Below are 25,433 nucleotides of genomic sequence, written 5' to 3' on the forward strand. Positions count from 1 at the left end.
TTACACTTCATCCAATATAACTTTGAATATTGTCAATAAAGTATTATTGCCAATCCTACTAGACCCCCTACTAAAAGTCTATCGTTCAGTTCACTCTAAGATACATTGTGAAAAAATAAACACATATCACAGATATTATTCATTTTTTTAACATGATGTAATAATCAAAAATTAGGAATGTATCTTCAAAGCTAATAACAAGTAATGAATCAATTAATTTTGGTGATCTCTTAAGCGATCACCAAGAGCTAAGGATGAAAACGAAAGTAAAGAAGAGCAGCTCTTAAGCCTTGATTATAAGAGTTTAATCTATCTTTTACCTCTCAATCCGCCCAAACTTCCCACTTTGTACATCACGCATAGCTTGAATAATTTCTTCTCGGCTATTCATCACAAAAGGACCATAACCCACAACAGGTTCATTTAATGGTTCTCCCGTAAGAATTAACAGTTTAGAATCGTTATTCGTCTCGATCTGAACATCAGCACCGCCACGTTCAAAGGTCACTAACTCACCACGACGAGCAATGTCCTCGCCATTAATTTGTACTGTGCCATCTAACACCAAAATAATCAGATTATGGCTTTCTGGTACAGCAAAAGTATGAACTTTACCTGCATTTAGTACCACATCCCACATATTAATCGGACTAAAAGTACTAGCAACTCCCGAAGTACTTGATAGCTCTCCCGCAATAATACGAGCCATTCCAGCATTATCACCAAGTTGCACGACAGGAATATCTGCCGATTTAATCGCCTGATATTTTGGTGTTGTCATTTTGTGAGCTTTCGGCAAATTCACCCAAAGTTGCACCATCTCAAACATTCCACCTTCTCTTGAAAAACGCTCTGAGTGAAACTCTTCGTGCATTACACCTGAACCTGCCGTCATCCATTGCACATCACCTGTCCCAATAGTACCGCCACCACCATAAGAGTCCGCGTGAGCAACTTCGCCTTGATACGCAATTGTAACGGTTTCAAAACCACGATGCGGATGCTCGCCAACACCACGAAAATCCGATTTGCGTCCACCATCAAAATGGTGAGGTGGGTTGTAATCCATCAATAAGAATGGATCTAAATTTTTATCGGTATCGTTATAGCTAAACATTGATTGAACGTGGAACCCATTGCCTACCCAGTGTTTTGCAGGTGCAGTATGAACATTTGCAACTTTTTTCATTTTGTTATCCTTTGTTTATAGTTAAATGTTGCGAGTGATTTATCACATCGCTCTTGATGGGGTGCATTATAATCTTACCTGAAATTTGATAAATATAGATTTTATTGATTAACTATTTAATATAAGTAAATAATAAAAAGAAAAATCGCAAAAAAAGATAAAACCATTATAATGTCGCCTTTCACAGCGGTGCGATAATGCAAAAATATTGCAACATCGTACCGCTTATTTATTCAACCGTGGTTCGCAAACCTCCCACGCAAAAAAAACTAAGGAACACAATGAAACCTACACCTAAAGCCGTCGTAATTTTTTCAGGCGGACAAGATTCTACGACTTGTTTATTTCTTGCTATCGAAGAATTTGGCAAAGAAAATGTTGAAGTCGTCACCTTTCAATATGGACAACGCCACGCCATCGAATTAGATAAAGCCCGTTGGATTGCACAAGATCTTGGCGTTAAACAGACCTTAATTGATACATCAGTGATCAAAGCCATTACGACTAATGCCTTAATGGACGATCAAGCTGAAATTAAGCAGACAGGCAACACGCCTAACACCTTTGTGGATGGGCGTAATGCACTTTTTCTACTTTACACAGCCATTTATGCCAAAAGTCAGGGGATCCAAACCATTTATACAGGTGTATGTGAAACAGATTTTAGTGGTTATCCTGATTGTCGAGATGTATTCATTAAATCAATGAACGTAACGCTGAATTTAGCGATGGATTACAACTTCAATATCCGTACACCGTTGATGTATCTCACGAAAAAAGAAACTTGGGCGTTAGCTGATCAACTTGGGGCATTTGACTATATCCGAACCCATACTCACACTTGCTATCTTGGCGTAGAAGGCGGTTGCCATACTTGCCCAAGTTGTTTGTTAAGAGAAAAAGGGTTAAACGAATATTTAGAGGAAAAAGGCAATGTTTAAAATCGCCAAAGAATTTAGTTTTGATATGGCCCATATGTTGGACGGTCACGATGGCAAATGCAAAAATCTGCACGGGCATACCTATACCTTACAAGTAGAGATTGCTGGCGAATTACATACGGACGGTGCTAAATCAGGTATGGTGATGGATTACAGTGATCTCAAAGCGGTCGTAAAACAGCATATTCTTGACAAAATGGATCACGCCTTTATCTACGATTCGACAAGTGAGAAAGAGTGTAAAGTTGCCACATTACTTCAATCTCTCGATTCCAAAACCTTTGGTATTCCTGCTCGCACCACAGCGGAGCAGATGGCGAAATACATTTTTGACACACTCACAGCGGAAGGACTGCCTGTTAGTCTTATTCGCTTATGGGAAACCCCAACGTCTTATTGTGAGTACTGCCGATAATGAAAAATCCAGAATACCGAATTGTCGAAATCTTTGAAACCCTTCAAGGCGAAGGGTTCAATACAGGTATGCCAAGTATTTTTATCCGCTTTGGTAAATGCAATCTTGCTTGTCCTTGGTGCGATACCAATTACAACCAATACGAAACCAAAACCCTTGCAGATATTATGCAAGTGGTCAAAGGTTTTTCCGCAAAGAACATCATTATTACAGGGGGCGAACCGACAATTCAGCCCGATTTAACCTATCTGCTCGATACCTTGAAAGCAGAAGGTTATTTTATTGCAATAGAAACCAATGGCTTAAAACCCGTTCCGCCACAAATTGACTACATCGCCACTAGTCCCAAGCGGTTATATCAGAAGAATTATTTGAAACATCACATTCCCTTTGCGAATGAAGTGAGAATTGTGGTGGACGGTGATGTGCTAGCGTTTTGTGAGCAGATAGAAAGCACCATCAAAGCGGAGCGTTACTACCTTTCCCCTTGTGAAGAAAATGGGGTGATGAATATGTTAGAAACCATCACCCAACTAGGAAAACTTAACCAGCGTCCGAACAAACCCCGTTGGCAGTTAAGTATTCAGACGCATAAGATGGCTGGGATTGAGTAATACTGAAAACGCTTAATTGTTGCAATTAAACTATTCTGCTACTTTTACTTCTTTTGTCCCACAACCAAAATTAATAATCTCTTGCTCAGACATAAGAGGATAACGGCATTGCATTTTTAGATAGAGAATTCCCTCATCTGATAGAGTGTCTTGATAACCTACTCTAGCCTCTTCTGGGGATAGCCCCGAAGTGTCTTGATAACCTACTCTAGCCTCTTCTGGGGATAGCCCCGAAGATTCTTGATGTCTATTTATACTATATTGTAACGATTTAGGTTTACTAGATTTCTGAGATTCTGGCTCCTTGATATCTTGCGCCAATAATGAATTTTCATTATTGCTATCCACAACAGAAGCCTGTTCATTTTGAACTGAAATAGATTGTCTAGCTCCAGCCTTTTCATCTGATGAGGAGGCCTCTGTTATATCCTTCTTAGAATCAGGAATTTTTACTTGGGAAGCTCCCGCTTCTGAGACCTCAGATTTTAGAGATTCAACTTTTGGTGACTCAACTTTTGATGCCTCAACTTTTGATGCCTCAACTTTTGATGCCTCAACTTTTGATGCCTTAACTTTTGGCGACTCAACTTTTGAATCTTCTGCTTTTAGTCCTTCTACATCAGCTTTATCTTCTCCCTTTTCTTGAATAATATCCTTCTTAGGTTGTTCAAAGCAGGCAGTTACAGAAAATATAGCAATAAAAATTAATAATAGTTTATTCATAAAAAATATCCTTAAATAAAAATCAACGCATTGTCACAAACTCTTCCGAGCCTGTTGGGTGAATGGCGACTGTGTTATCAAAATCAGCTTTGGTTGCCCCCATTTTGATTGCAACGGCAAAACCTTGCATCATTTCATCAACACCGAAGCCAATGCCGTGTAAGCCAACAATTTTTTCTTCCTTGCCGACACAAACTAATTTCATTCGGCAAGGTTGGCGGTGTTGTGTTACGGCACTGTACATTGGGGTGAATGAAGATTTATAAACTTTCACATTTTCCGCACCGTATTGCTCAACCGCTTTTGGCTCTGTTAAACCAATAGTACCAATCGGCGGATGGCTGAAAACTACCGTTGGAACAAGGTTGTAATCCAAATGTTCATTTGGCCTATTGTTGAATAAACGCTCTGATAAACGGCGACCTGCGGCAACGGCAACAGGGGTTAATTCAATTCCGCCTTCAATAATATCGCCTACGGCATAGATGCCTTCGACGTTGGTATTCTGGAATTTATCCACCTTCACAAAGCCACGTTCATTGGTTGCCACACCTGCAGCCTCAAGGTTAATCACGTCTGTTGCTGGTTCACGGCCAATCGCCCATACCAAGCAATCTACGCTTTGTTCTTCAGCATTTTCCAATTTTAACGTTAAAGAGCCATCAGCATTTTTAACGACTTCTTGTGGAATAGCGTGAGTATGAAGTTGAATACCATCTTGGTGCATCACTTCTAATAAAGTTTCCACAATAAGTGGATCGAAAGTACGCAAAGGGGCGTGTTGGCGAACGAATAAATGGGTTTCTGCCCCTAAGCTGTTTAATACTCCTGCAAGTTCCACCGCAATGTAACCAGCCCCCACAACTGCCACACGTTTTGGTACATCATTTAAGGCAAAAACACCATCAGAATCAATGCCATATTCCGCCCCTTTAATCGCAGGACGACTTGGACGACCGCCCGTTGCAATTAAAATATGATCAGCCGTGATTTGCTCTACGCCACCGTCTGCCAAGGCAACTTCAACGGTATTCTTATTCACGAATTTTGCAAACCCACGAATAACATCAACATTGTTTCTGGCTAAAACGTTATTGTAAGAAGTATGGATACGTCCGATATAGGCTTGACGGCTTTCGACTAATTTACGGTAATCAAAACGATTGACCGTCACATCAAAGCCGTAATCTGGTGCATAGCGATTGATCGCTTCAGCAATTTGAGCCCCATAGAACATCACCTTTTTCGGGACACAGCCTACGTTTACGCAAGTTCCGCCTAAGTGTTTTGCTTCGATAATGGCACATTTTTTACCATAACTTGCCGCTCGGTTAATGGAAGCAATACCGCCGCTACCACCGCCGATAGCGATGTAGTCGTAATGTTTGGTCATAAAAGGTTCCTTAAAATTATCTTTATTTCATATCAATGACACACATTAAAAAAACATAGCCACATCCAGCCATAAAAGATATGGCTGATTTGACTATTACTTCGCAATACGCTTATATTTAATACGATGTGGTTGGGTTGCTTCTGCACCAAAGGTTTTCTTTTTCCACTCTTCGTAGTCTGAGAAGTTACCTTCGTAGAAAGTGACTTTACCTTCATCACCGTAATCTAAAATGTGGGTTGCGATACGGTCTAAGAACCAGCGGTCGTGCGAGATAACCATTGCACAGCCTGGGAATTCTAAGATCGCATTTTCTAACGCACGCAAGGTTTCTACATCAAGGTCATTGGTCGGTTCGTCTAATAATAAGACGTTTCCGCCCGCTTGTAACAATTTCGCAAGGTGTAAACGACCACGCTCACCGCCTGATAATTCGCCGACACGTTTTTGTTGATCTACGCCTTTGAAGTTAAAGCGTCCAACATAGGCACGGCTTGGGATTTCAAAGTTACCGATAGTTAAAATATCTTGTCCGTTTGACACTTCTTCCCACACGGTTTTCTTGTCGTCCATTGCATCACGGAACTGATCCACAGAGGCAAGTACCACGGTTTCACCCATTACGATTGAACCGCTATCCGGTTGTTCTTGACCTGAAAGCATACGGAATAAGGTTGATTTACCTGAACCGTTCGCCCCTATAATTCCAACGATTGCCCCTTTTGGTATGCTGAAAGATAAATCGTCTATTAAAGTACGGTCGCCGTAAGATTTAGTTAGGTTACTCACCTCAATCACTTTATCCCCTAAGCGTGGACCAGGTGGAATAAAGAGTTCGTTGGTTTCGTTACGTTTTTGATATTCGCCTGAGTTAAGCTCTTCAAAGCGTGCCATACGCGCCTTGCTTTTCGCCTGACGACCTTTCGGATTTTGGCGAACCCATTCCAACTCTTTGGCAATGGATTTTTGGCGAGCATTTTCCGCTGCTTGCTCTTGCTCTAAACGTTTCTCTTTTTGCTCTAACCAAGAAGAGTAGTTACCTTCCCAAGGAATACCTTCACCACGGTCAAGCTCTAAGATCCAACCTGCCACGTTATCTAAGAAGTAACGGTCGTGGGTAATTGCCACCACAGTGCCTTCATAGTCGTGTAAGAAACGCTCTAACCACGCCACAGACTCGGCATCTAAGTGGTTGGTTGGCTCGTCTAATAACAACATATCTGGTTTTTCGAGCAATAAACGGCAAAGAGCCACACGGCGGCGTTCGCCCCCTGAAAGATGTTCGATTTTAGCGTCCCAATCCGGTAAACGTAACGCATCTGCCGCACGTTCTAACTGGTTATCCAAATTGTGACCATCGTGAGCTTGAATAATCGCTTCTAATTGAGCTTGTTCAGCTGCAAGTTTGTCGAAGTCCGCATTTTCATCGGCATAAGCCGCATAGACTTCATCTAAACGAGTGAGTGCGTTTTTCACTTCTGAAACCGCTTCTTCAATGGCTTCACGCACGGTTTGCTGTGGCTCTAATTTTGGTTCTTGCGGAAGATAACCGATTTTGATCCCCAGTTGCGGACGAGCTTCCCCTTCGATCTCTTTATCGATCCCAGCCATAATGCGTAACAGGGTGGATTTACCTGCACCATTTAAACCTAACACCCCAATTTTTGCCCCTGGGAAGAAGCTCAGAGAGATGTCTTTTAAAATATGACGCTTCGGCGGAACGACTTTTCCGACACGGTGCATCGTGTAAACAAATTGCGTGGACATATACATTCCTTTTCTGACAAAAATTAGGGGGTATTCTACTTGAAATCAGGGACAAAATATAGCTTTGCCCCTGAATTGTTACTGATCTTTCCAATCTGCTTGAATTTTCTTATGTTCATAAGGGAAAAACAGTTGATCGATAATTTGCCCTTTACGTTCATTAGAAATCTGATTAAACCAAAACTCTGCCTGTGATAAATTTTTCTCTACGCCTGCATAACCGATTATAGAGCTTCATTGTTTGGGCTGATGTAACAGAAGTAAAAAAAGAAAAAGGGCAACAAGAATGGATTTCAACATAATGCTCTCCTAAAAAAGTTGCTGTAAAAGTAGATATATCGAAAGGCGGATTGATTTTATAAGAAATTTTACGTTTTTCCTACAAAACAAAAGATCAAACCCAAGCTCACATACGCCAATTATTTGGGGCGTAGCTAGATTAAGTTTGATCTTCTTAAATTACCCTATATTGATGTTAGAACGAGTATCTTATATTGGAATTAACAGATAAATCCGTATTATATTTTCCAAACACAGAGCCTTCTAAACTCAAGCCTATACTTAACTTATCATTAGCTCTGATATTAAGCCCCAAGTCCATCAACATTCTGGCATCTTTTTTGCTATTGCTAGCACTTATACCATCTACCAAAATTTCATTGCGTTTTGCAATATCCCATTGATAGCCAATGCCAGCCCAAGCGGTCGCTTTGCTCTGTCCAATTTCAAAAGTTTTACCTGCATTCACACCCAAACGACCAACCAGACCATTTGAGGCTTTTATGGTTAATTTATGTCCGTTATCGGCTAAATTAGCTTGGCTATTTTTGACATAAATCACTTCCGCTTGTGGTTCAATATAGCCTGAACCTAAGCTAAATCTATAACCAACTTCACCACCCAAATAGAATGAATGGGTGTGATATTGTTGAGATTTAAAATCTAACTTCATTTCTTTAAATGCGTAGTCAAATTTATGGTTATTTTTGACATATTTAGCGATGGTATCAAGATAAAAGCCGTTATCGAATAACGCTGTTGCATAAACGCCTGCACCGATAGATTTTACATCGCCGTTTGTTGAGCCGACTTTCCCTTCAATGTCTGTTGAAGTATGCGTTACCGTTACCCCAGTAAATAACTCTGCATTTGAAAGGTGGCTTTGTTTATCAAAACCTGTCTGAATATGGGTAAATTTATGCTTATAGCTATCGCTACTGCCTTTACCGCCTAATACTCTAGCCCATACGCCAGCATTGGCGTCAATGCCACGCAACTCTCCCATTCTCTTATTGAGATTGTTCATTTCAACGTGGTTAAGATCAGTATGCAATGAAGTAACTTCATTAGCTTCTTTGATCGCAGCTTGATTTGGGGATTTCGTAATGCGGATATTTCCATTCTGGCCTTGTTTGAAATCATAGATTACTAATCCCTTATTACTAACTAACGACTGTTCAGTTTTTGGATTAATCAAAGTTATGTCAACACCATCTTTTTGCACAATATAAAATGTTACATCTCCCATATTCTTAGTGATAAAACTTAGTTCTGGGTACGAATTAATTTCCTTTGTTAAAGATTCTGTCGCTTTGCTTATGATAGGATCTTTTGCGTTGCTTTCTGAACTATCAACAATAATCTTTTTAGTTCCTTGATCGTTAGGTAGACTTGATGTATTTGGTGTATTAATTACACTAACCTCATTACTACTATTTTCAACATTTGCCGAAGATACTGTCGAATTATTACCTATATCTACCCCATTACTGTTTTCGATATTTTCCGGTGTATTTACCGAATCATTATTTTCGGATGCTGAACTTACAGTATCATCTGATGCCGATGCAGCATTAATGGCTTGATTTGAATGGCCACTATTTTCAACTTTTGTTGGAAGATTTGTTGAGTTATTGCTAGTAGTAGATACATTCTCTACCTTTGTAGTATTAGTTGCTGTACTATTAATTGAACAAAAACTTTCTGACACACCAGGAGCCAAACTTAACCTACAATCCTCACGATTAGATGTATCTTTATAAGTACCATTATTTCTTGCCTCATCTATACTGAGGTAGGTAATACTATAAATATCATAAAGATCCGTTACATACATGCGACCACCGTCAACGGCATAGCTGTAAAGAAAACGGAATATATCATTTCCTTTATTGTCTTTTGCGTAATTTCCTACCACCTCAACCATTTTAAGATTTCCAGCTTTATCCTTAACAGAATCACTAATCCATCCTTTTTTTATCTTACCATCCCCATCAACTTCAATTCCCCATAAGGTTACGGTATGGTGCTGAGAAGTGAGTGCTGCAACAACGTTTCCTGTCTTAAAATTATCAATTAAAGATTTAGTGACTAATTTGGCATCCGAGTCATAACGTTCCGTCCAGAATGGACCACCACTAATTTTTGTTGGACCTCTCTCACTTTCATAATACGTTTTTTTATTATGTTCTTCGTATAATTTTACTCCTGATGCAAAACGAGAGAAAAAATACTCCATACCTCGATATGGTTGTAATCCACCCTGTATATGCGGATAAGTTTTATATATCCATCCTGAAATGGCTTTGCTATCTTTAGGAGTATCCTCGTTAAATTCTACTTGCGCTTTTACTCTACTTTTCCACCATCCGAGAGTATTTCCTGCAACAGCGCCCCAACACTGATTTGGATATTGTAAATCAGCAGTCCATCCACTATTTTGATTGACTCCACTTGCCCAATAAGTCTGAGCTTCAACTACCTGTACAGATGAAGAAAAAAGTGTCGCTATTACGATCTTCGAAAGATAAGGTTTCATTATGTTCTCCTTTAAATCATTGGATGTGTTTTTAAATTGTATTGACGAATCATTGTAAATTTTTTTAGCGCTTAACACTTTGTACCAGCGCAAGATATATCTAAGATTCCCTATATTATGTAGTATAGCTTAAAAATATTGAATCTCTTTATATTTCATATACGTTTTTTATATCTTTGAGACACTATTTTCTCGTCAAATAATCCCCTTCACACACCCATTTATAGGTCGTGAGTGCTTCTAGCCCCATAGGTCCACGGGCGTGTAGTTTTTGTGTGCTGACCGCCACTTCTGCTCCTAAGCCAAATTGTGCTCCATCGGTAAAACGAGTACTTGCGTTGATATATACCGCCGCCGCATCGACTTGTTGAACGAACTGGCGAGCCAAAGCATAGTTACTGGTTAAAATCCCTTCGGAATGTTGGCTGCCATAGGTACGAATATGCTCAATCGCTTGCTGAATACCATCTACAACTACCACGCTCAAATCCAACGACAACCACTCTTGACGTAATTTTGCTTGTTCAAGCGGTTGGATTTGCGGATTTTTCTGCAGATCTTCAGAAAAATCATCGCTATGCAATGTCACTTTCAATTTGCAAAGATGTTCGGCGAGTTTCGGTAAAAACTGATCTGCAATCGCCTTATCGACCAACAAGGTTTCTAGGGTGTTACAAGTACTTGGGCGTTGGGTTTTCGCATTGGCAATCACATTTAACGAACGCTCTAAATCCGCACTGGCTTCCACATATAGATGACACACCCCGATACCGCCGACAATCACTGGGATAGTCGAGTTTTCTTTGCAGAACTGATGTAAACCTGCTCCACCACGCGGAATAACCATATCAATGAACTGATCCAACTTGAGCAATTCGAGCAATAATGCACGATCAGGATCGGTGACGGCTTGCACGGCTAATTTCGGTAAGCCAGCCTGCTCTAAGGCAGATTGCACGACTTCAACCAAAATTGCATTGGTAAATTTCGTTTCTTTACCGCCACGTAAAATCACCGCATTGCCTGTTTTCAAACAGAGCGAAGCAACATCAATGGTCACATTCGGACGAGCTTCGTAAATAGTCAAAATTACCCCTAACGGCACTCGTTGGCGTTCGATTTTCAACCCACTATCCAACACACCGCCGTCAATCACCTGCCCGACAGGATCGGCAAGGCTCGCCACATTCCGCACATCATTTGCAATCCCACGAATACGCTCAGGTGTTAGCAACAAGCGGTCGATTATCGCCTCTGAAATCCCTTGCGACTTGGCATAATCAATATCCTTCGCATTGACCACTAAAATCTCCTCGGTACGCTGTTCCAACGCATCAGCAATGGAGAATAGGGCTTGGTTCTTTTGAACATTACCAAATTGAGCTAGCTCAAAGCTCGCTTGTTTGGCTTGTTGTGCAATTTTAATCATTGTCATAGTTGATTCTCTGTAAAAAATAATAGGGGAGATTTTAGCATAGAATGTTGGATATATGATTATAGATAGATATTAATGCTAATTCTCAATAAATAATGCTTCCTGTTCATCACTAAATCCTATACACTACGCAAACGTTTGCTTTTGCAAGCGGTCAGATCTTTAGCGATTTTTTACAGGGGAATTTCAATGAATATTTTGATTATTGGCAACGGTGGTCGTGAACACGCATTGGCGTGGAAAGTTCGTCAATCACCTTTAGCGGAAAAGGTTTTTGTAGCGCCTGGAAATGCAGGAACAGCGCTTGAAGCAGGGATTGAAAATGTGGCAATTTCTGCAACGGATCTGACCGCTTTAGTCAATTTTGCCAAAGAAAATGAGGTGGGGCTAACCATTGTCGGGCCTGAAGCACCTTTAGTTATCGGCGTTGTTGATGCATTCCGTGCCGCTGGATTAAAAATTTTTGGTCCAACTCAAGCTGCAGCCCAGTTAGAAGGGTCAAAAGCCTTTGCCAAAGACTTTTTAGCTCGCCACAACATTCCAACAGCAGAATATCAAACCTTTACTGAAATTGAACCTGCCTTAGCCTATTTATACCAGAGAAATGCTCCGATTGTGATCAAAGCCGACGGTTTAGCCGCAGGTAAAGGGGTAATTGTTGCAATGACGCTGGCGGAAGCTGAAGAAGCAGTGAAAGATATGTTTTCAGGCAATGCGTTTGGTGACGCAGGTAGCCGTGTTGTTATCGAAGAATTTTTAGCTGGCGAAGAAGCCAGTTTTATCGTGATGGTCGATGGTAAAAACGTCGAGCCAATGGCAACCAGTCAAGATCATAAACGAGTGGGTGAAGGCGATACAGGCTTAAATACAGGCGGAATGGGAGCTTATTCCCCTGCCCCTGTCGTCACTCCAGATGTTCATCAACGTGTGATGCAAGAAATTATTTATCCGACAGTGCGTGGTATGGCGAGTGAAAATAATGAATATACAGGTTTTCTCTATGCAGGCTTGATGATTATGCCAAATGGACAACCTAAGGTAATTGAATTTAACTGCCGTTTTGGTGATCCTGAAACACAACCGATTATGATGCGATTGGAGTCGGATCTTGTCGAACTCTGTCTAAAAGCCTGTGACGGCAAGCTAAACGAGATACAATCAAAATGGTGTGAACAAGCAGCGTTAGGAATTGTGCTTGCTGCCGAAGGTTATCCTGCAGATTATCGTCAAAATGATGAAATCACGGGAATTCCGACAGATTATTGTGCCGATAAAAAGGTCTTTCTCGCAGGTGTTAGCCAGCAGAATGGGAAATTAGTCACAAAAGGAGGACGTGTACTGTGTGCCACCGCATTAGGTTCCACCGTATCTGACGCACAGCAAAAAGCCTTAAAACTGGCTGAACAGATTCAGTGGCAAGGGCGTTTTTACCGTCGAGATATTGGGTATCGTGCGATACAGAGAGAGCAATGTAAAGTAGCGTGATGAAATAGGCGGTAGATAATATCGACATTTTCATAACCATATATTGAGCTTGCTCAAAGTTTTATCTGATTAAAAAGTTTACAATCACCCATCGGTGAAATTTAACTGATGGTTTTTTATATTTCTCATCGTTAATCAATGAGCTATTATAAAAGCATTCAAATTTTTCCTACCAGTATAATTTCAGTATTCTTTCCATAAATTTAAAGGAGATCATAATATGAAGCCTTATTTTTCGAAGGTCTTGATAACTGCTCTACTTTCATCCTCTGTTAATGTTTTGGCAAACGATGTCTACTGGGCAAGTGGAGTTGATAAGCAAAAAGGTTGGACTGCTGATTTTGAATCCGCTGTGTAATCATCGTCTTTGCACAAAAAACTCAAAGAATAAAGGAATAAATCCTGCTCCCAACAACAGTATGAAGAGCAGGATTTATTCTACTTCTTTCTGTTTTCTTGTAAAGTCTAGAAATAGATTTTTGTGTAAAATTTACAGAAGATCACATTTTTATAGAGAATCTACACAATTTCGGATCATTTCACAATTATATTCTATATAGCTTAATGTTACTTTTATGTCACTATGCCCTAATAACTGTTTAACATTGTATACATTGTCTACATTTTTCATTAGTTTGGTTGCTATTGTATGCCTGAAACGATGGCTAGAAATAGGGAAACCAACATTTTTTGAAATGACTTTAGTTAAATGGCTAATTTGATCCCTAGTTGTTTTTTTATGCCTACTTCTTGTATGAGATGATACGAGATTTAGGTTAAATAATTGATCTGCTTGTGTTGCATTTCTTTGACGCAATTCAAAAATAAGCCTATTTAAATAAGGTAACAGTTTTCTCGAAATCGGGATTTCATGGTAATTATGATTTTTATTGATATGAGATGAAATCTTTATGATCTTATTATCTAAATCAATATCCCCTATTGTAAGCTGAATAAGCTGACTTCGCCTCATACCTGTATATCTTAATGTTTGGATCAGTGCTAAGCTAAACCAGTTAGGTTGTAATATTTCAGGAAGCTCTCTACTATTGGATAAAAAGTCGATAATACGGATAACTTGGTCATCAGTTAATGTTTTCTTTTTAACCCTATCCTCAGTAATAAACACTTTGGAAAATGGATTCTTTTCTAGAGATAAAAATCCATTTTCTATACCAAAATTATAAACACTTCTCAGATGCCTTGCATACCCATTCCAAGTTATTGGTTTGGCTGTTTGTAAAACCTTATTTCTCCAGTTAATGACAAACTCTATTGTGACATCGTTTGGATTCACCCCTGGGTAGGTTTTTTCTAGTAGGTTGAATATCTTGCGATATCCCAATTCAGTATAAGGACGTAATTTTTTGTACAAAAAAATTTTCTAACAATTGATGGAAGGTCATTGTAAATCTCCTTGTAATTTTAACCACTGATTATTTAACAATATCTTATCTCCAATAAACAATTTCACATCTTCAATCAGATATCCATTTAAAAATGATTGTTTATTAGGACCAACAATAGAACAAGTCCAAATATTTCTGCTATCGTCACTTGTATGCTGACGTTTATGTACGCCTAAATTTTGGAATTGCTTTTGTAGTAACTCCCAAGATTTTTTATCTGTAGAATTAGCTACTTCCTTTAAATATAGCTGAAATATACTTGGAGTAACAAGAAATATATGCTTTTCTACAATATGTAATTTAGCATTTGGTCTATTGATGACCAGTCTTCCAGAAAGAACCCCTGCCTTAACCCACTGTATGAACTTCTGAGCATCTATGCTGTGTTCATTGTAAATTTTAGGACTATCTTGAGTAAGTTGAGCGACATCGCCTAAGTATTTTTGTTCTGAGGTAGTAATTTGTGTACTGTTTTCTTGAGTAATATTTACAGTTTCATTGAAAGCAGGCTCATAAATATTGGAATCCTGTAGAACTCTCTCAGTAACTGGAGAAAACATATCAAGTACATAATCTATTTCCATAGATTCATTTGATTTATGAAAATTTTCGCCACTTAATACTAAGTCATTTGATACAGTCTTTGTTGTGGTTATGAACTGTTCTTGTTCTTCATTTTGGACGACTAACTCTGATGTTTCAGTTTCTAGGGTTTCGGTTGGTTCAAACTTAAGAGCTGTGGCAGTTGTGACTTCACCTTTTTCATTAACAATATCAATTCGACCATCAAATACTTCGGGCCTATCATCTAAGTTATCCCAAATAATTTCTGGAGAAACTTTTAACAAAGTAAAAGGTTTTGGTGGAGCCCATCCAGCATTAGATATAACTCTACCATTCCAAATGGCAGTAGCATTATCTGTTTTTTGAATCAATCTATGAGTTTGTAATTCATCAAATATTTTTCCATTTTGAGCTGGAACTGATACTCCTTGTAACATTAAATATGAACGAATATTATCAGCTGTACTTTTGCTCATTAGCCATAAACCATCCTCTGTTAGCCATCCATCACAGCCCCCTTTAGGTGAATTAAGCTTAAATTTTTCCACTACATTTCTTAATGCTATGTGTAGTTGTTTCGCAAAAGATAATTTCGTTTTTTCAGATAATTTCGATGGATCACCGCCCAATGCCATGGTAACGCTAATTTGATCTGCTCTTTGTATAATTTCTGATAGAACTCCTGACTTATCAGGGTGTCCAGAAATGAAATACATTAAACTCGAAAAAGCTTGTGGAAAAGGAGCAACCCAGTCAAACGCTTCTTTAGGGATAAGATTATTTGCAAAGAAGCTGCCTAATATAGAGTGTAATGAATAGTCTCTATTTTTAATATATCGGAAATTATATGGTTGTGCAGGCTTACCTTGCCAAGGAAACCACCTTGCACCATTTTGTAGAATAATCTCAATATCTACAGCAATTTTGCCTATATCGTGTAATAATGCAGCATAAATTACAACTGCAGTCCATACGTCTCTTTGTTTCGCTTGTTCCTCGGGAGCTGAGTTCTGAGGTAAAATGTAGCTTTGTCTTAGTTTAGTTGCAATAGATATTACTTCAAGCCCGTGATCAAGCATTCCGCCTATATGAGAGTGATGATGAGATTCTGATGCTGGAAGAAGCTGAACTATTTCAGCATATTTTTCTATAGGAGTCTTATACAAAACATTGAACATTTGTGGCTCCATAGATACGTTCTGCCAAATAGTTTTTAGATACTGTTGACGTAAAGGAGACGAGAGTAATTTATTAGCAGATAAAGGCTCGTACCATCCTATAGATAATTGTTCCATTGATGTGTTTGTTGCTACTGATTTTGTTTTTTTTATAAGTGTTCTTAGAATCTTTATCATTATTTAACTTCCTTATAACTTTTAGATTATTAGAGCAATTTTTTAGAAGTGAAAAAATGATAAATTAATGAAACTATTTTATCATTTTCTTAAAATATATATTTAATCTACTATGAAGGATATACTATGATTAATTCCTCTCAATTAAAATCTAATCTCATTCAAACTCTAAAATTCTTTAAGTACCGATATGTTGAGAAAAAGGGGTTAGAAAACTACTTCAATCTTCGCCTTTCCAAGTGAATGTAAGAACGTTTTGGTTTAGGAAATAGGCACTTTTTTTTGGAAACATCTAAGTAGGCATTGTATTGAGTGGAGTTTCCGTAAAAGTCAGGGGATTCGTAGCTCTTTTGAAGGGAATGAACTTGCACAATTATTTAGTAAATTAAGTCATACACACATTTGGATACCTAACTCTAAAAAATCTCTAGAGGAAAATACAACACTATTCTCAAAATGTTGAATTTTATGTTTAATCTGTTGAGCTACTAGCATAACTATCCCATATCATAAAAAGTAATATAATTCATGCTATATTAGCATTTAAAAAATGAAATTAATTCTTTCTAGTTTTTTATAGGGAAAAAGCATTTAATATGAAGAAAATAAATGAGAATGTATGTAAAATAGCTATTAAATCGTTTTAGTATATAAGATTTATGTAAAAATATAGAATACTTTAGAACATCAATATTTACAAAGCTATAAAAATATAGAGATTTATAGGTGAATCTTTTAACTATTTTATTTAGAGAAAAATTCAATTTTAACTATAAGGAATTTACATGTTTTCTTAGCATTTCAGGATCATTATGAATATATGTTAACGTTACAGTAAGATCTTTATGCCCAAGTAATTGCTTTACTGCATAGATATCTCCAGATTGCTTTAAAACCTCTGTCGCTGTAGTATGTCGAAAGCGATGTGATGTTACTCTAAATCCTATAAATTTGGAAATATGGCGAAAAAAATGAACTAGTTGCCCTTCTGTCATATTCTTATTTCTTGATGTAGTGACTAGTGAAAAACGATTAATATTAAACAATTGCTCATCAGAAGTAACACTTCTAGCTCTTAATTCTAATATTAATCTTTTTAAATATGGGTATAATTTATCTGAAATTGGAATTTCATGGTGTTCATGATTTTTATTTGTTTCAGCTCTTATATTTATAATTTTACTTGTCATATCTATATCAGAGATTTTTAGCTGTAAGAGTTGAGATTGCCTAATAGCAGTATATCTCAAAGTGTAGATTAAGGCCTTGGTAAAATAAGCTGGTTGCAAATAATGTGGTAATTTTTCTTCATTTTCTAAAGAGATTTCTAAAAAATGAATCTGCCTCTCAGTTAATAGCTTTTTCTTTGGTTTATCAGGTCTTACCATAAGACCTTTAAATAAATTTTTAGGATACTCAAATAACTCATTATCTATAGCATAATTAAAAATGGCTTTAAGGTGTCTAACATAGCTATTCCAAGTAATTGGAGTCATTTTACCTAGACAGTGTTTTCGCCATTCTAACAAGTCAAATTTAGATAATTGTTCTGGTTCCTTGTTTGGATAAAATTTAATAATCTGTACTATTACATTTTGATAAGAGCGTCTAGTTGCAGGTCTGTGATTTCGCTCCAAGAAAAATAGACACAATAATTGCTCAAAACTCATATTACACCCCATAACTAAGTGGTCTTTAAATAACGGTAAATTTAATGTAGACTAAGGGAATATTCTTAGGTTAGACTTAATTCTTTAACTTAAATAAATCTATGTTTAAGTTAAATCAAAACAACTTTAACTTAAATGAAAGGTAAAGTCAATGAGGTAATATGAAAGAATGGTACACTCTTAAAGAGCTTTTGGCTGTTGGTGGACTCCCTTCCACTCCACAGGGTATAATCTTGTATGCTAAACGAGATAAGTGGCGTAGACGACGTGTCGCAGGAGTTAAAGGTAATATTTTTGAATACTATGTTTATGATATGCCAAAATCTGTACAATGTAGTTTAGGTGTGACCCAGGAGGCTTTATTACAGCAAGAGGTAATTGATGATATTCAAAAAGAAAATGAGAATTTCCTAAACAAAATACTCTCTGATATAAAGAATGTTTTAGTTAATAATGGGGTATCTAAAATTAGAGAGAATTCAAGTGTCACTAAAGAAGAGGAAGCTTTATTAAGTTATTATAGAAAGAGTTCAGAAAAGGATAAGACAATAATTCTTAATATGGCAGAAACAATATATAAAACATCTAACAATTAGACTTTAATTCTTTTATACCACCAAGTATAAAGTTTTTTATAGCACTAGAAGTTCTAATAGCTGTTAAGATGCTAATTTCATTTTCTGTAAGAATTATAGGGTTAGAATAACCTAGCAAGATATAGTTAATATCCACACCAATATTTTGAATCTTTAAAAGATAATCAATACGAGGTAGAGATATATTTTTTTCATACTTAAATTGAGCTTCTGCACTAATATTAATTAGTTTACTAAAATCCCGTTGAGAGAGCTTAAGTCTTAGTCTCTCAGTTTTGATACGCTCTCCTACAGTTGTCATACCCCTCCAAAAAAAATAATCTGAAATATTTAGGCTAATTTACCCGAGAGAAACAAGTGGCTCTATAAAAAACTCTTTTTAGCTTTTAGAGAAATATTTTATCTACTATGCCTACTAATTCGACAATCTTTTGTCTAAAAATTGACATTTATCAATAATAATATTATCAGCTGGTTGTGTGGTTCAACTTTTTTGAGGGGTGAATAATGTTAAAACTAACTCTCCAATGACACATTCTCCCCATTCACAGCAACCATTTTATCTCCTTGTACCAAGATTTTATCTTTAGATATAGAGATATAAGCTCCTTTTGTTTTCAATACCTTGAATTGTCAAACCAAGTGCAACGATTTTTTGAAGTAAACTTCATAAGGTGTTTTCCAACCTAAACATTTACGCGGTCGTAAATTCAGTTTATTGACCACCTGTTGAATATCAACTTCGCTCCACTGATTGATGTCTTGGTGCTTCGGAAAGTATTCACGAAGTAACCCATTTGTATTTTCATTCGTTCCCCGTGTCCATGGTTGACGTGGTTCGGGGAAGTAAAATTCTACGCCCAGTGCTTCTGTTACCAAACGATGTTGGGCAAATTCTTTACCACGGTCTGGCGTAATTGACCGCAATATATGTGAATCCAGCAATTCAATCATGGCTTTTTGGACAGCTTCGGCTTTTTTGGCAGGAATTTTCTTCACCAACTCAAAACGACTTTTGCGTTCCGTCAGCGTCAGCAAACAAGCTCCACCCGCTTTACCCAGTACGGTATCGGCTTCCCAATGTCCAAAACGACTCCGATTTTGCGCCGAAATGGGACGGTCGTTCAAATGGTTGGATATCTGAATTTTGCCACGTTTTTCATGATGATTTTTTGTATGCCGTGTTTTGCCTTTGTGGCGTAGTTTACGACTGGCTTTGCGTTCTCCTATATCAAACAGCCCTGAATAAATACCACGATAAATGGTTGAATAACTGATTGATAAATTAGATTGTTCTAATTTCAATCGTGCGCTAATTTGTTCAGGCGACCAGTTTTGCGTCAAGAACTTTTCTTGCACCAAATGGAAATATTCAGGCTGCTCTAATTTGCGCTGTGCTTTGCTGTTTTGACGATGCTTCAAATAGCTGTTTTGTGCGTTCGTTGCACTGTAGCTTTCTAGAGCGTGTCGTTTCAGCTCGCGAGAAATGGTGCTGGAGCTACGTCCAGTGCTTTGGCAATTTCTGCTTGTTTTTTGCCCTGTGCGAGTAAAATCATTATCTTTTCTCGCTCGTTTATTGTAAGATGTCGGTAGGAAGTACTCATCATTTGGAAGTGGTTTTTGTGTGGAAACAAAATTATATTCTAGTTGATGAGTACTTCTTTTTTTGTTGCACTTGGATTGTAAATTCAGCCGTAAAAAATGCCCTCTTGGGTTATCAAGAGGGTCATTATATTTCGCGGAATAACATCATTTGGTGACGAAATAACTAAGCACTTGTCTCCTGTTTACTCCCCTGAGCTTGAGGGGTTAACATGAAGGTCATCGATAGCAGGATAATAATACAGTAAAACGCTAAACCAATAATCCAAATCCAGCCATCCCAAATTGGTAGTGAATGATTATAAATAACAGCAAACAGTAATGGGCCAATAACACCGGTTGCATTGGTAAGGCTCACCAATAATCCCTGTAAAGCACCTTGCTGATGACTCTTTGTTTGGATAGACATCACTCCCTGTAATGCAGGTAAAGCGATCCCACCACCAGCCAATAAAATTAAAACAGGGAAAACTAACCAACCTTCAGATATAAACGCTAAAAAGGCAAATGCACTACTATCTGCAATAAATCCGAGCAGTACTGCCGTTTTTTCGCCCCATTTAGTGGCTATTCTTCCTGCCACAAAGGCTTGGAATACTGAGTGTAAAAGACCAAGACCCGCTAATGAAAAGCCAACCATCATGCTATTCCATCCAAAACGATTTTCGGTAAATAGCACCCACACCGTTGCGGGAATTTGGCCTATCAATTGCGCTGAAAAATAAATAATCAACAAAATGGGCATCGTTTTAAATAAAGTGATGTATACCGAATTCGATTGCGTCTCAACCCCTACTTCGGTATCTGTATTATCACGTGTATTTTTGGTTTCACGGAACCAAAACATAACCACAAGGAAAGCGACAATATTTAGCAACGCAGCGATAAAAAAGGGACTATGCGGTGAAATCTCTCCTGCAAAACCACCAATAATAGGCCCCGCTATTAAACCAAGCCCAAAACTTGCCCCTAACCAACCGAACCACTTCACGCGTTGAGAAGCTGAGGTGGTATCGGCAATGACCGATGCCGCGACAGCCCCAGTAGCTCCTGTGATCCCTGAAAGCAAACGGCCTAAATACAGCATCCAAAGCGCACTTGAAAAAGCCAGCAATAAGTAATCCAGCGATGCGCCTATTAATGACAACAACAGCACTGGGCGCCGACCAAATCGGTCAGACATTTTTCCAAGCCAAGGAGCAAAGATAACCTGCATTAACGCATAAAGTGCAAGCAATACGCCAAAGTGGTTAGCGATATCTTCCGAAGCAATAAATTCACGTAATAACGTTGGCAAGACTGGCATGATAAGGCCAATCCCCATGGCATCGAGTAACGTAATTACCAATGCGATCTTTGTCGAACTATTCATTTCACTTTTCTCTATCACTGATAGGGAGTGGTAGAATAACTCTATCAATGATAGAGTGTCAACAAAAATTAGGAATTAATGATGTCTAGATTAGATAAAAGTAAAGTGATTAACAGCGCATTAGAGCTGCTTAATGAGGTCGGAATCGAAGGTTTAACAACCCGTAAACTCGCCCAGAAGCTAGGTGTAGAGCAGCCTACATTGTATTGGCATGTAAAAAATAAGCGGGCTTTGCTCGACGCCTTAGCCATTGAGATGTTAGATAGGCACCATACTCACTTTTGCCCTTTAGAAGGGGAAAGCTGGCAAGATTTTTTACGTAATAACGCTAAAAGTTTTAGATGTGCTTTACTAAGTCATCGCGATGGAGCAAAAGTACATTTAGGTACACGGCCTACAGAAAAACAGTATGAAACTCTCGAAAATCAATTAGCCTTTTTATGCCAACAAGGTTTTTCACTAGAGAATGCATTATATGCACTCAGCGCTGTGGGGCATTTTACTTTAGGTTGCGTATTGGAAGATCAAGAGCATCAAGTCGCTAAAGAAGAAAGGGAAACACCTACTACTGATAGTATGCCGCCATTATTACGACAAGCTATCGAATTATTTGATCACCAAGGTGCAGAGCCAGCCTTCTTATTCGGCCTTGAATTGATCATATGCGGATTAGAAAAACAACTTAAATGTGAAAGTGGGTCTTAAAAGCAGCATAACCTTTTTCCGTGATGGTAACTTCACGGTAACCAAGATGTCGAGTTAACCACCCTTTAGATTCATAAAGCGAAAATAATGCGGCTCCAACGTACCCACCTAAATGGAAACGGCGTTCACTCCAATCTAAACACGCACAACAGATTTTACGTGAATGTTTGGAAGGAACGTCAATTCCCATTTCATGAAAATATTGAATACCACTTAATGTGATCATTGAACCATTTTCAGTGATCCATTGCTGTTGACAAAGGGAATCATAGATCTTAACGGCAACTTCGCCAGCTAAATGATCATAGCAAGTACGTGCTTTTCGTAAATGCACTGGCGTGGAAACTTTGGCATGTACGCCATGGTTTAAGGAGATCCCCATCATACTTTCCATCAATTCAGCAATATCTTTTCCTGCTAGCCGAAAATAACGATGCTTGCCTTGAGCTACTACTGTGATTAGCTGGCAATCTAATAATTTAGATAAATGACTGCTCGCCGTTGAAGCTGATATATTCGCCACAGAACTTAGCTCAGTGGCCGTCCAAGCTCGCCCATCCATCAAAGCACTGAGTATTTTAACTCGTGAAATGTCAGACATAGCCGCCCCTATCGCGGCTATTGAGGACTCAAAGGTAACCTCTTTTCGTATTAAATTAGCCATCGCAAGTTCACTTTATTGCCCAAGGGAGCGTAACAGATGCAGCCATACTATCATTGTCCGTTATTAATATCAGTTGGTTAGCATGGTCACTGTATTGCACTAAAATATTAATGTTATTCTCCGCCAATACTCGTGCTATTTCGCCAAGTTCCCCCGGTTTTTCCTGTTTTAACTTACGAATTAATGGTGTCCGGATCGCAAGTACTAACAGTCCAGCTTGCTCTAGCGCTATTTTAGCTTCCTTTCCTTGTTCAACAAGAAAATGAGCATGGCATTCATCACCAACCGTAAATATCCCTCCCCCTTCCAATCCAATACCTTTATTACCTAATGTTTTTCCTAGTAATGCTAATTGTCCTATTTGATTATCTAAAACAACGTGAACATCAAACATTATCCTTGTCCTTTTTAAATGAATATTCGCGAGTAATATGAGCAATACTAATTTTGTAAAAATCAAATATTGACTCTCGCCCTTCTTGTTGAGCTTTCGCATGTAAAACATGATTTTTCCATTGCAGAACTGCGTATTCGTTTTCCCACCAAGATAGCGATAACATTTTTCCTTCTGTAGCTAGACTTTGAAAACGTTCAATTGAAATAAAACCAGCTACATGACTTAATAGTGGTCTTAACTCCTCAGCTAAAGTCAAATAGCGAGTTTGTTGGTCGGGTTGTATTTGCACCTCAAATATTACAGCAATCATATTTTTCTCCGTTATTAATCAACAAACAGAGTAATCCACCCGAAAATTAACACTTCGATAAGCAACGAAATATAGAAAGGTCATGCTGCTGTTTTATGTTGTATATCACACTTCTTTAAATTGCTCGGCCTGCGCTTATCATGTTCTCCTTCTCTTATAATTTTGTTTATTATTTATACTTTTTTATTTTTTGCTATCACCGAAAATAGTGCGGATCCCGCATGGTATTTAGGTTTACCCATCATTAAATACCATTGTTGTTATTTTAATCTTTTTAATATTTCATGATTAAGATCACACTAAAATTATGACCCTATTAACTAAAAGTTATGGATACCCTAATAAAACTCATTGTTAAAGATTAGTTAACCAAAGTAACTTCATTTTTCACTATTGTTAAATTGTTATAGTGAAAATTCTGGTAAACTAATAGAGGTAAAAAAATGATCCTAGATGCCAGTTATACATTATTAGTCGCATGTATCGCGCTACTCATAGGAATGTTTGTCGTAAAATTTACCCCGTTCCTACAAAAAAACCACATACCAGAAGCCGTCGTTGGTGGCTTTATTGTTGCAATTGTTCTGTTAATTATTGATAAAACATCAGGTTATTCGTTTACTTTTGATGCTTCATTGCAAAGTTTATTAATGCTCACATTCTTTTCCTCTATCGGGCTAAGTTCTGACTTTTCTCGACTGATTAAAGGAGGAAAGCCGTTAGTTCTATTAACTATTGCAGTAACGATCCTAATCGCCATTCAAAATACTGTCGGCATGAGTATGGCTGTCATGATGAATGAAAGTCCATTTATTGGCTTAATTGCAGGTTCAATTACTCTAACAGGTGGTCATGGTAATGCCGGAGCATGGGGCCCTATTCTCGCTGATAAATATGGTGTAACAGGCGCCGTTGAATTAGCGATGGCTTGTGCAACACTTGGATTAGTGTTGGGTGGTTTAGTTGGCGGCCCTGTTGCCCGTCATCTTTTGAAAAAGGTCTCTATTCCTAAAACAACCGAGCAAGAGCGCGACACTATCGTTGAAGCTTTTGAGCAACCAAGCGTCAAAAGAAAAATCAATGCAAATAACGTTATTGAAACCATTTCAATGCTGATTATCTGTATTGTTGTTGGTGGCTATATCAGTGCATTGTTTAAAGATACTTTTCTGCAACTGCCTACTTTTGTCTGGTGTTTATTTGTCGGTATTATTATCCGTAATACACTGACTCATGTATTTAAACACGAAGTGTTTGAGCCGACCGTCGATGTATTAGGTAGCGTTGCTTTATCGCTTTTCTTGGCAATGGCGTTAATGTCATTAAAATTTGGTCAATTGGCAAGCATGGCAGGGCCAGTATTAATTATCATTGCTGTACAAACTGTTGTCATGGTGCTATTTGCCTGCTTTGTCACCTTCAAAATGATGGGCAAAGATTATGATGCTGTCGTGATCAGCGCGAGTCACTGTGGCTTTGGTATGGGAGCAACACCAACAGCAATTGCGAATATGCAAACAGTCACAAAAGCATTTGGACCATCACATAAAGCTTTCCTTGTCGTTCCTATGGTCGGTGCCTTTATTGTTGATATTTCAAACAGTATCTTAATTAAAATATTTATTGAAATTGGTACATACTTTACCTAATAGCTACACACTACTCGGCGTACTTCTCCTAACAATTTATTATAGGGCAGTATGCCGAGCCGCTTTCTTACCCCGTATATTCCCCTAGTCAATCTATTTAGCTTGCACGTTTACGAATTAATTCTCGTGACAACTAAACCAAAATTTGAATTATGACGAGTATATCTGATTATTTATACTTTATTCGTTAGAATAGTCCGTAGAAATAAATAATCAGTAGGCTACATGGAATGAAATTAAGACATCTCGATATCTTTTATGCTGTAATGACTTGTGGTTCCTTAACGCGTGCGGCTGAAGTTTTACATATTTCTCAACCCGCGGCGAGTAAAGCACTCAAACATGCTGAGCACTGAGAGA

22 protein-coding genes, 1 pseudogene and 1 riboswitch are annotated in these 25,433 nt (G+C 38.1%); of the genes and pseudogenes, 8 read left to right on the top strand and 15 right to left on the bottom strand.

What is annotated here, in order from left to right; translation table 11 throughout:
- Positions 1-316: 316 nt before the first annotated feature.
- The gene (locus J1G47_RS08700; protein WP_160415312.1) at positions 317-1,189 is read right to left on the bottom strand and encodes a pirin family protein; all 873 of its coding nucleotides are present in this window, start codon (positions 1,187-1,189) and stop codon (positions 317-319) included.
- A 233-nt stretch (positions 1,190-1,422) separates the two neighbouring features.
- Positions 1,423-1,468: riboswitch (PreQ1 riboswitch) on the top strand.
- A 2-nt stretch (positions 1,469-1,470) separates the two neighbouring features.
- On the opposite strand from J1G47_RS08700, the gene queC reads away from it, so the two are divergent.
- From queC to J1G47_RS08715, 3 genes are read left to right on the top strand one after another with little or no spacing between them, the layout of a single operon-like run.
- Complete coding sequence (gene queC, locus J1G47_RS08705) at positions 1,471-2,130, top strand: 7-cyano-7-deazaguanine synthase QueC (protein ID WP_159179807.1); 660 nt, start codon at positions 1,471-1,473, stop codon at positions 2,128-2,130.
- A complete protein-coding gene (queD, locus tag J1G47_RS08710; RefSeq protein ID WP_015939762.1) occupies positions 2,123-2,545 on the top strand; it encodes a 6-carboxytetrahydropterin synthase QueD in 423 nt (140 codons plus the stop codon). Before queC ends, queD begins: the two co-directional genes overlap by 8 nt.
- Positions 2,545-3,159, top strand: coding sequence for a 7-carboxy-7-deazaguanine synthase QueE (locus J1G47_RS08715; RefSeq protein ID WP_015939761.1), 615 nt, complete (start codon positions 2,545-2,547; stop codon positions 3,157-3,159). The genes queD and J1G47_RS08715 overlap by 1 nt, the downstream gene beginning before the upstream one ends.
- A 30-nt stretch (positions 3,160-3,189) precedes the next feature.
- Here the strand turns inward: J1G47_RS08715 and J1G47_RS08720 are convergent, their stop codons facing one another.
- The 5 genes from J1G47_RS08720 to proA form a co-directional block, all read right to left on the bottom strand.
- Positions 3,190-3,882, bottom strand: a complete 693-nt coding sequence (locus J1G47_RS08720) for a hypothetical protein (RefSeq protein WP_112063099.1) — start codon at positions 3,880-3,882, stop codon at positions 3,190-3,192.
- 22 nt (positions 3,883-3,904) lie between these two features.
- Entirely contained in the window at positions 3,905-5,275 is a 1,371-nt protein-coding gene (gorA, locus tag J1G47_RS08725) for a glutathione-disulfide reductase (RefSeq protein ID WP_005714083.1), read from the bottom strand.
- A 96-nt stretch (positions 5,276-5,371) separates the two neighbouring features.
- Positions 5,372-7,042 carry an energy-dependent translational throttle protein EttA gene (gene ettA, locus J1G47_RS08730; RefSeq protein WP_207326580.1) on the bottom strand — a complete coding sequence of 557 codons (1,671 nt, stop codon included), beginning with the start codon at positions 7,040-7,042 and terminating at the stop codon, positions 5,372-5,374.
- A gap of 475 nt (positions 7,043-7,517) precedes the next feature.
- Positions 7,518-9,860, bottom strand: coding sequence for an IdeS/Mac family cysteine endopeptidase (locus tag J1G47_RS08735; protein ID WP_207326581.1), 2,343 nt, complete (start codon positions 9,858-9,860; stop codon positions 7,518-7,520).
- 184 nt (positions 9,861-10,044) lie between these two features.
- Complete coding sequence (proA, locus tag J1G47_RS08740) at positions 10,045-11,295, bottom strand: glutamate-5-semialdehyde dehydrogenase (RefSeq protein WP_015939757.1); 1,251 nt, start codon at positions 11,293-11,295, stop codon at positions 10,045-10,047.
- Between the two features lie 189 nt (positions 11,296-11,484).
- On the opposite strand from proA, the gene purD reads away from it, so the two are divergent.
- Positions 11,485-12,780, top strand: coding sequence for a phosphoribosylamine--glycine ligase (gene purD, locus J1G47_RS08745; protein WP_207326582.1), 1,296 nt, complete (start codon positions 11,485-11,487; stop codon positions 12,778-12,780).
- Positions 12,781-13,288: 508 nt separating this feature from the next.
- Here purD and J1G47_RS08750 read toward each other — a convergent pair.
- The 3 genes from J1G47_RS08750 to J1G47_RS08760 form a co-directional block, all read right to left on the bottom strand.
- Positions 13,289-14,155 (bottom strand): tyrosine-type recombinase/integrase, encoded by an 867-nt coding sequence (locus J1G47_RS08750; RefSeq protein WP_021112578.1) that lies wholly within the window; start codon positions 14,153-14,155, stop codon positions 13,289-13,291.
- A 27-nt stretch (positions 14,156-14,182) separates the two neighbouring features.
- Positions 14,183-16,108, bottom strand: a complete 1,926-nt coding sequence (mobH, locus tag J1G47_RS08755) for a MobH family relaxase (RefSeq protein ID WP_021112557.1) — start codon at positions 16,106-16,108, stop codon at positions 14,183-14,185.
- 770 nt (positions 16,109-16,878) lie between these two features.
- Complete coding sequence (locus J1G47_RS08760) at positions 16,879-17,778, bottom strand: tyrosine-type recombinase/integrase (RefSeq protein WP_021112548.1); 900 nt, start codon at positions 17,776-17,778, stop codon at positions 16,879-16,881.
- Between the two features lie 161 nt (positions 17,779-17,939).
- On the opposite strand from J1G47_RS08760, the gene J1G47_RS08765 reads away from it, so the two are divergent.
- The gene (locus J1G47_RS08765; protein WP_042905715.1) at positions 17,940-18,374 is read left to right on the top strand and encodes a DNA-binding protein; all 435 of its coding nucleotides are present in this window, start codon (positions 17,940-17,942) and stop codon (positions 18,372-18,374) included.
- Here J1G47_RS08765 and J1G47_RS08770 read toward each other — a convergent pair.
- The 3 genes and pseudogenes from J1G47_RS08770 to tet(B) all read right to left on the bottom strand — a co-directional run bounded on the left by J1G47_RS08770 (position 18,364) and on the right by tet(B) (position 21,348).
- Positions 18,364-18,675 carry a helix-turn-helix domain-containing protein gene (locus J1G47_RS08770; protein ID WP_052157455.1) on the bottom strand — a complete coding sequence of 104 codons (312 nt, stop codon included), beginning with the start codon at positions 18,673-18,675 and terminating at the stop codon, positions 18,364-18,366. The two genes, J1G47_RS08765 and J1G47_RS08770, sit on opposite strands and share 11 nt — an antisense overlap.
- Before the next feature lie 332 nt (positions 18,676-19,007).
- A pseudogene (locus J1G47_RS08775) lies at positions 19,008-19,981 on the bottom strand (IS30 family transposase).
- Between the two features lie 161 nt (positions 19,982-20,142).
- The gene (gene tet(B), locus J1G47_RS08780) at positions 20,143-21,348 is read right to left on the bottom strand and encodes a tetracycline efflux MFS transporter Tet(B) (protein ID WP_001089068.1); all 1,206 of its coding nucleotides are present in this window, start codon (positions 21,346-21,348) and stop codon (positions 20,143-20,145) included.
- 81 nt (positions 21,349-21,429) lie between these two features.
- Here tet(B) and tetR(B) point away from each other — a divergent pair, with 81 nt between their 5' ends.
- Positions 21,430-22,053 carry a tetracycline resistance transcriptional repressor TetR(B) gene (gene tetR(B) / locus J1G47_RS08785; protein WP_000088605.1) on the top strand — a complete coding sequence of 208 codons (624 nt, stop codon included), beginning with the start codon at positions 21,430-21,432 and terminating at the stop codon, positions 22,051-22,053.
- Here tetR(B) and J1G47_RS08790 read toward each other — a convergent pair.
- The 3 genes from J1G47_RS08790 to J1G47_RS08800 form a co-directional block, all read right to left on the bottom strand.
- On the bottom strand, positions 22,031-22,654 hold the full coding sequence (locus J1G47_RS08790) for an ArsR/SmtB family transcription factor (protein WP_001280391.1): 624 nt from the start codon (positions 22,652-22,654) through the stop codon (positions 22,031-22,033). The two genes, tetR(B) and J1G47_RS08790, sit on opposite strands and share 23 nt — an antisense overlap.
- Positions 22,655-22,724: 70 nt before the next feature.
- Positions 22,725-23,111, bottom strand: coding sequence for a hypothetical protein (locus J1G47_RS08795; RefSeq protein WP_000460651.1), 387 nt, complete (start codon positions 23,109-23,111; stop codon positions 22,725-22,727).
- Positions 23,104-23,424: an antibiotic biosynthesis monooxygenase family protein gene (locus J1G47_RS08800; RefSeq protein WP_000562370.1), complete on the bottom strand. Its 321-nt coding sequence runs from the start codon at positions 23,422-23,424 to the stop codon at positions 23,104-23,106. The genes J1G47_RS08795 and J1G47_RS08800 overlap by 8 nt, the downstream gene beginning before the upstream one ends.
- 443 nt (positions 23,425-23,867) lie before the next feature.
- Between J1G47_RS08800 and gltS the strand changes: the two genes are divergently transcribed.
- A complete protein-coding gene (gene gltS, locus J1G47_RS08805; RefSeq protein ID WP_207326583.1) occupies positions 23,868-25,073 on the top strand; it encodes a sodium/glutamate symporter in 1,206 nt (401 codons plus the stop codon).
- 266 nt (positions 25,074-25,339) lie between these two features.
- Complete coding sequence (locus J1G47_RS12220) at positions 25,340-25,429, top strand: helix-turn-helix domain-containing protein (RefSeq protein ID WP_052894307.1); 90 nt, start codon at positions 25,340-25,342, stop codon at positions 25,427-25,429.
- Positions 25,430-25,433 lie beyond the last annotated feature (4 nt).

It is taken from the genome of Glaesserella parasuis (assembly GCF_017352235.1).
Classification (GTDB): domain Bacteria; phylum Pseudomonadota; class Gammaproteobacteria; order Enterobacterales; family Pasteurellaceae; genus Glaesserella; species Glaesserella parasuis.

Bases quoted from the DNA above. Each gene is read 5' to 3' on its own strand.
- J1G47_RS08700 (WP_160415312.1), bottom strand. From the start codon at position 1,189: ATGAAAAAAGTTGCAAATGTTCATACTGCACCTGCAAAACACTGGGTA.
- queC (WP_159179807.1), top strand. From the start codon at position 1,471: ATGAAACCTACACCTAAAGCCGTCGTAATTTTTTCAGGCGGACAAGAT.
- queD (WP_015939762.1), top strand. From the start codon at position 2,123: ATGTTTAAAATCGCCAAAGAATTTAGTTTTGATATGGCCCATATGTTG.
- J1G47_RS08715 (WP_015939761.1), top strand. From the start codon at position 2,545: ATGAAAAATCCAGAATACCGAATTGTCGAAATCTTTGAAACCCTTCAA.
- J1G47_RS08720 (WP_112063099.1), bottom strand. From the start codon at position 3,882: ATGAATAAACTATTATTAATTTTTATTGCTATATTTTCTGTAACTGCC.
- gorA (WP_005714083.1), bottom strand. From the start codon at position 5,275: ATGACCAAACATTACGACTACATCGCTATCGGCGGTGGTAGCGGCGGT.
- ettA (WP_207326580.1), bottom strand. From the start codon at position 7,042: ATGTCCACGCAATTTGTTTACACGATGCACCGTGTCGGAAAAGTCGTT.
- J1G47_RS08735 (WP_207326581.1), bottom strand. From the start codon at position 9,860: ATGAAACCTTATCTTTCGAAGATCGTAATAGCGACACTTTTTTCTTCA.
- proA (WP_015939757.1), bottom strand. From the start codon at position 11,295: ATGACAATGATTAAAATTGCACAACAAGCCAAACAAGCGAGCTTTGAG.
- purD (WP_207326582.1), top strand. From the start codon at position 11,485: ATGAATATTTTGATTATTGGCAACGGTGGTCGTGAACACGCATTGGCG.
- mobH (WP_021112557.1), bottom strand. From the start codon at position 16,108: ATGATAAAGATTCTAAGAACACTTATAAAAAAAACAAAATCAGTAGCA.
- J1G47_RS08760 (WP_021112548.1), bottom strand. From the start codon at position 17,778: ATGAGTTTTGAGCAATTATTGTGTCTATTTTTCTTGGAGCGAAATCAC.
- J1G47_RS08765 (WP_042905715.1), top strand. From the start codon at position 17,940: ATGAAAGAATGGTACACTCTTAAAGAGCTTTTGGCTGTTGGTGGACTC.
- J1G47_RS08770 (WP_052157455.1), bottom strand. From the start codon at position 18,675: ATGACAACTGTAGGAGAGCGTATCAAAACTGAGAGACTAAGACTTAAG.
- J1G47_RS08790 (WP_001280391.1), bottom strand. From the start codon at position 22,654: ATGTCTGACATTTCACGAGTTAAAATACTCAGTGCTTTGATGGATGGG.
- J1G47_RS08795 (WP_000460651.1), bottom strand. From the start codon at position 23,111: ATGTTTGATGTTCACGTTGTTTTAGATAATCAAATAGGACAATTAGCA.
- J1G47_RS08800 (WP_000562370.1), bottom strand. From the start codon at position 23,424: ATGATTGCTGTAATATTTGAGGTGCAAATACAACCCGACCAACAAACT.
- gltS (WP_207326583.1), top strand. From the start codon at position 23,868: ATGATCCTAGATGCCAGTTATACATTATTAGTCGCATGTATCGCGCTA.
- J1G47_RS12220 (WP_052894307.1), top strand. From the start codon at position 25,340: ATGACTTGTGGTTCCTTAACGCGTGCGGCTGAAGTTTTACATATTTCT.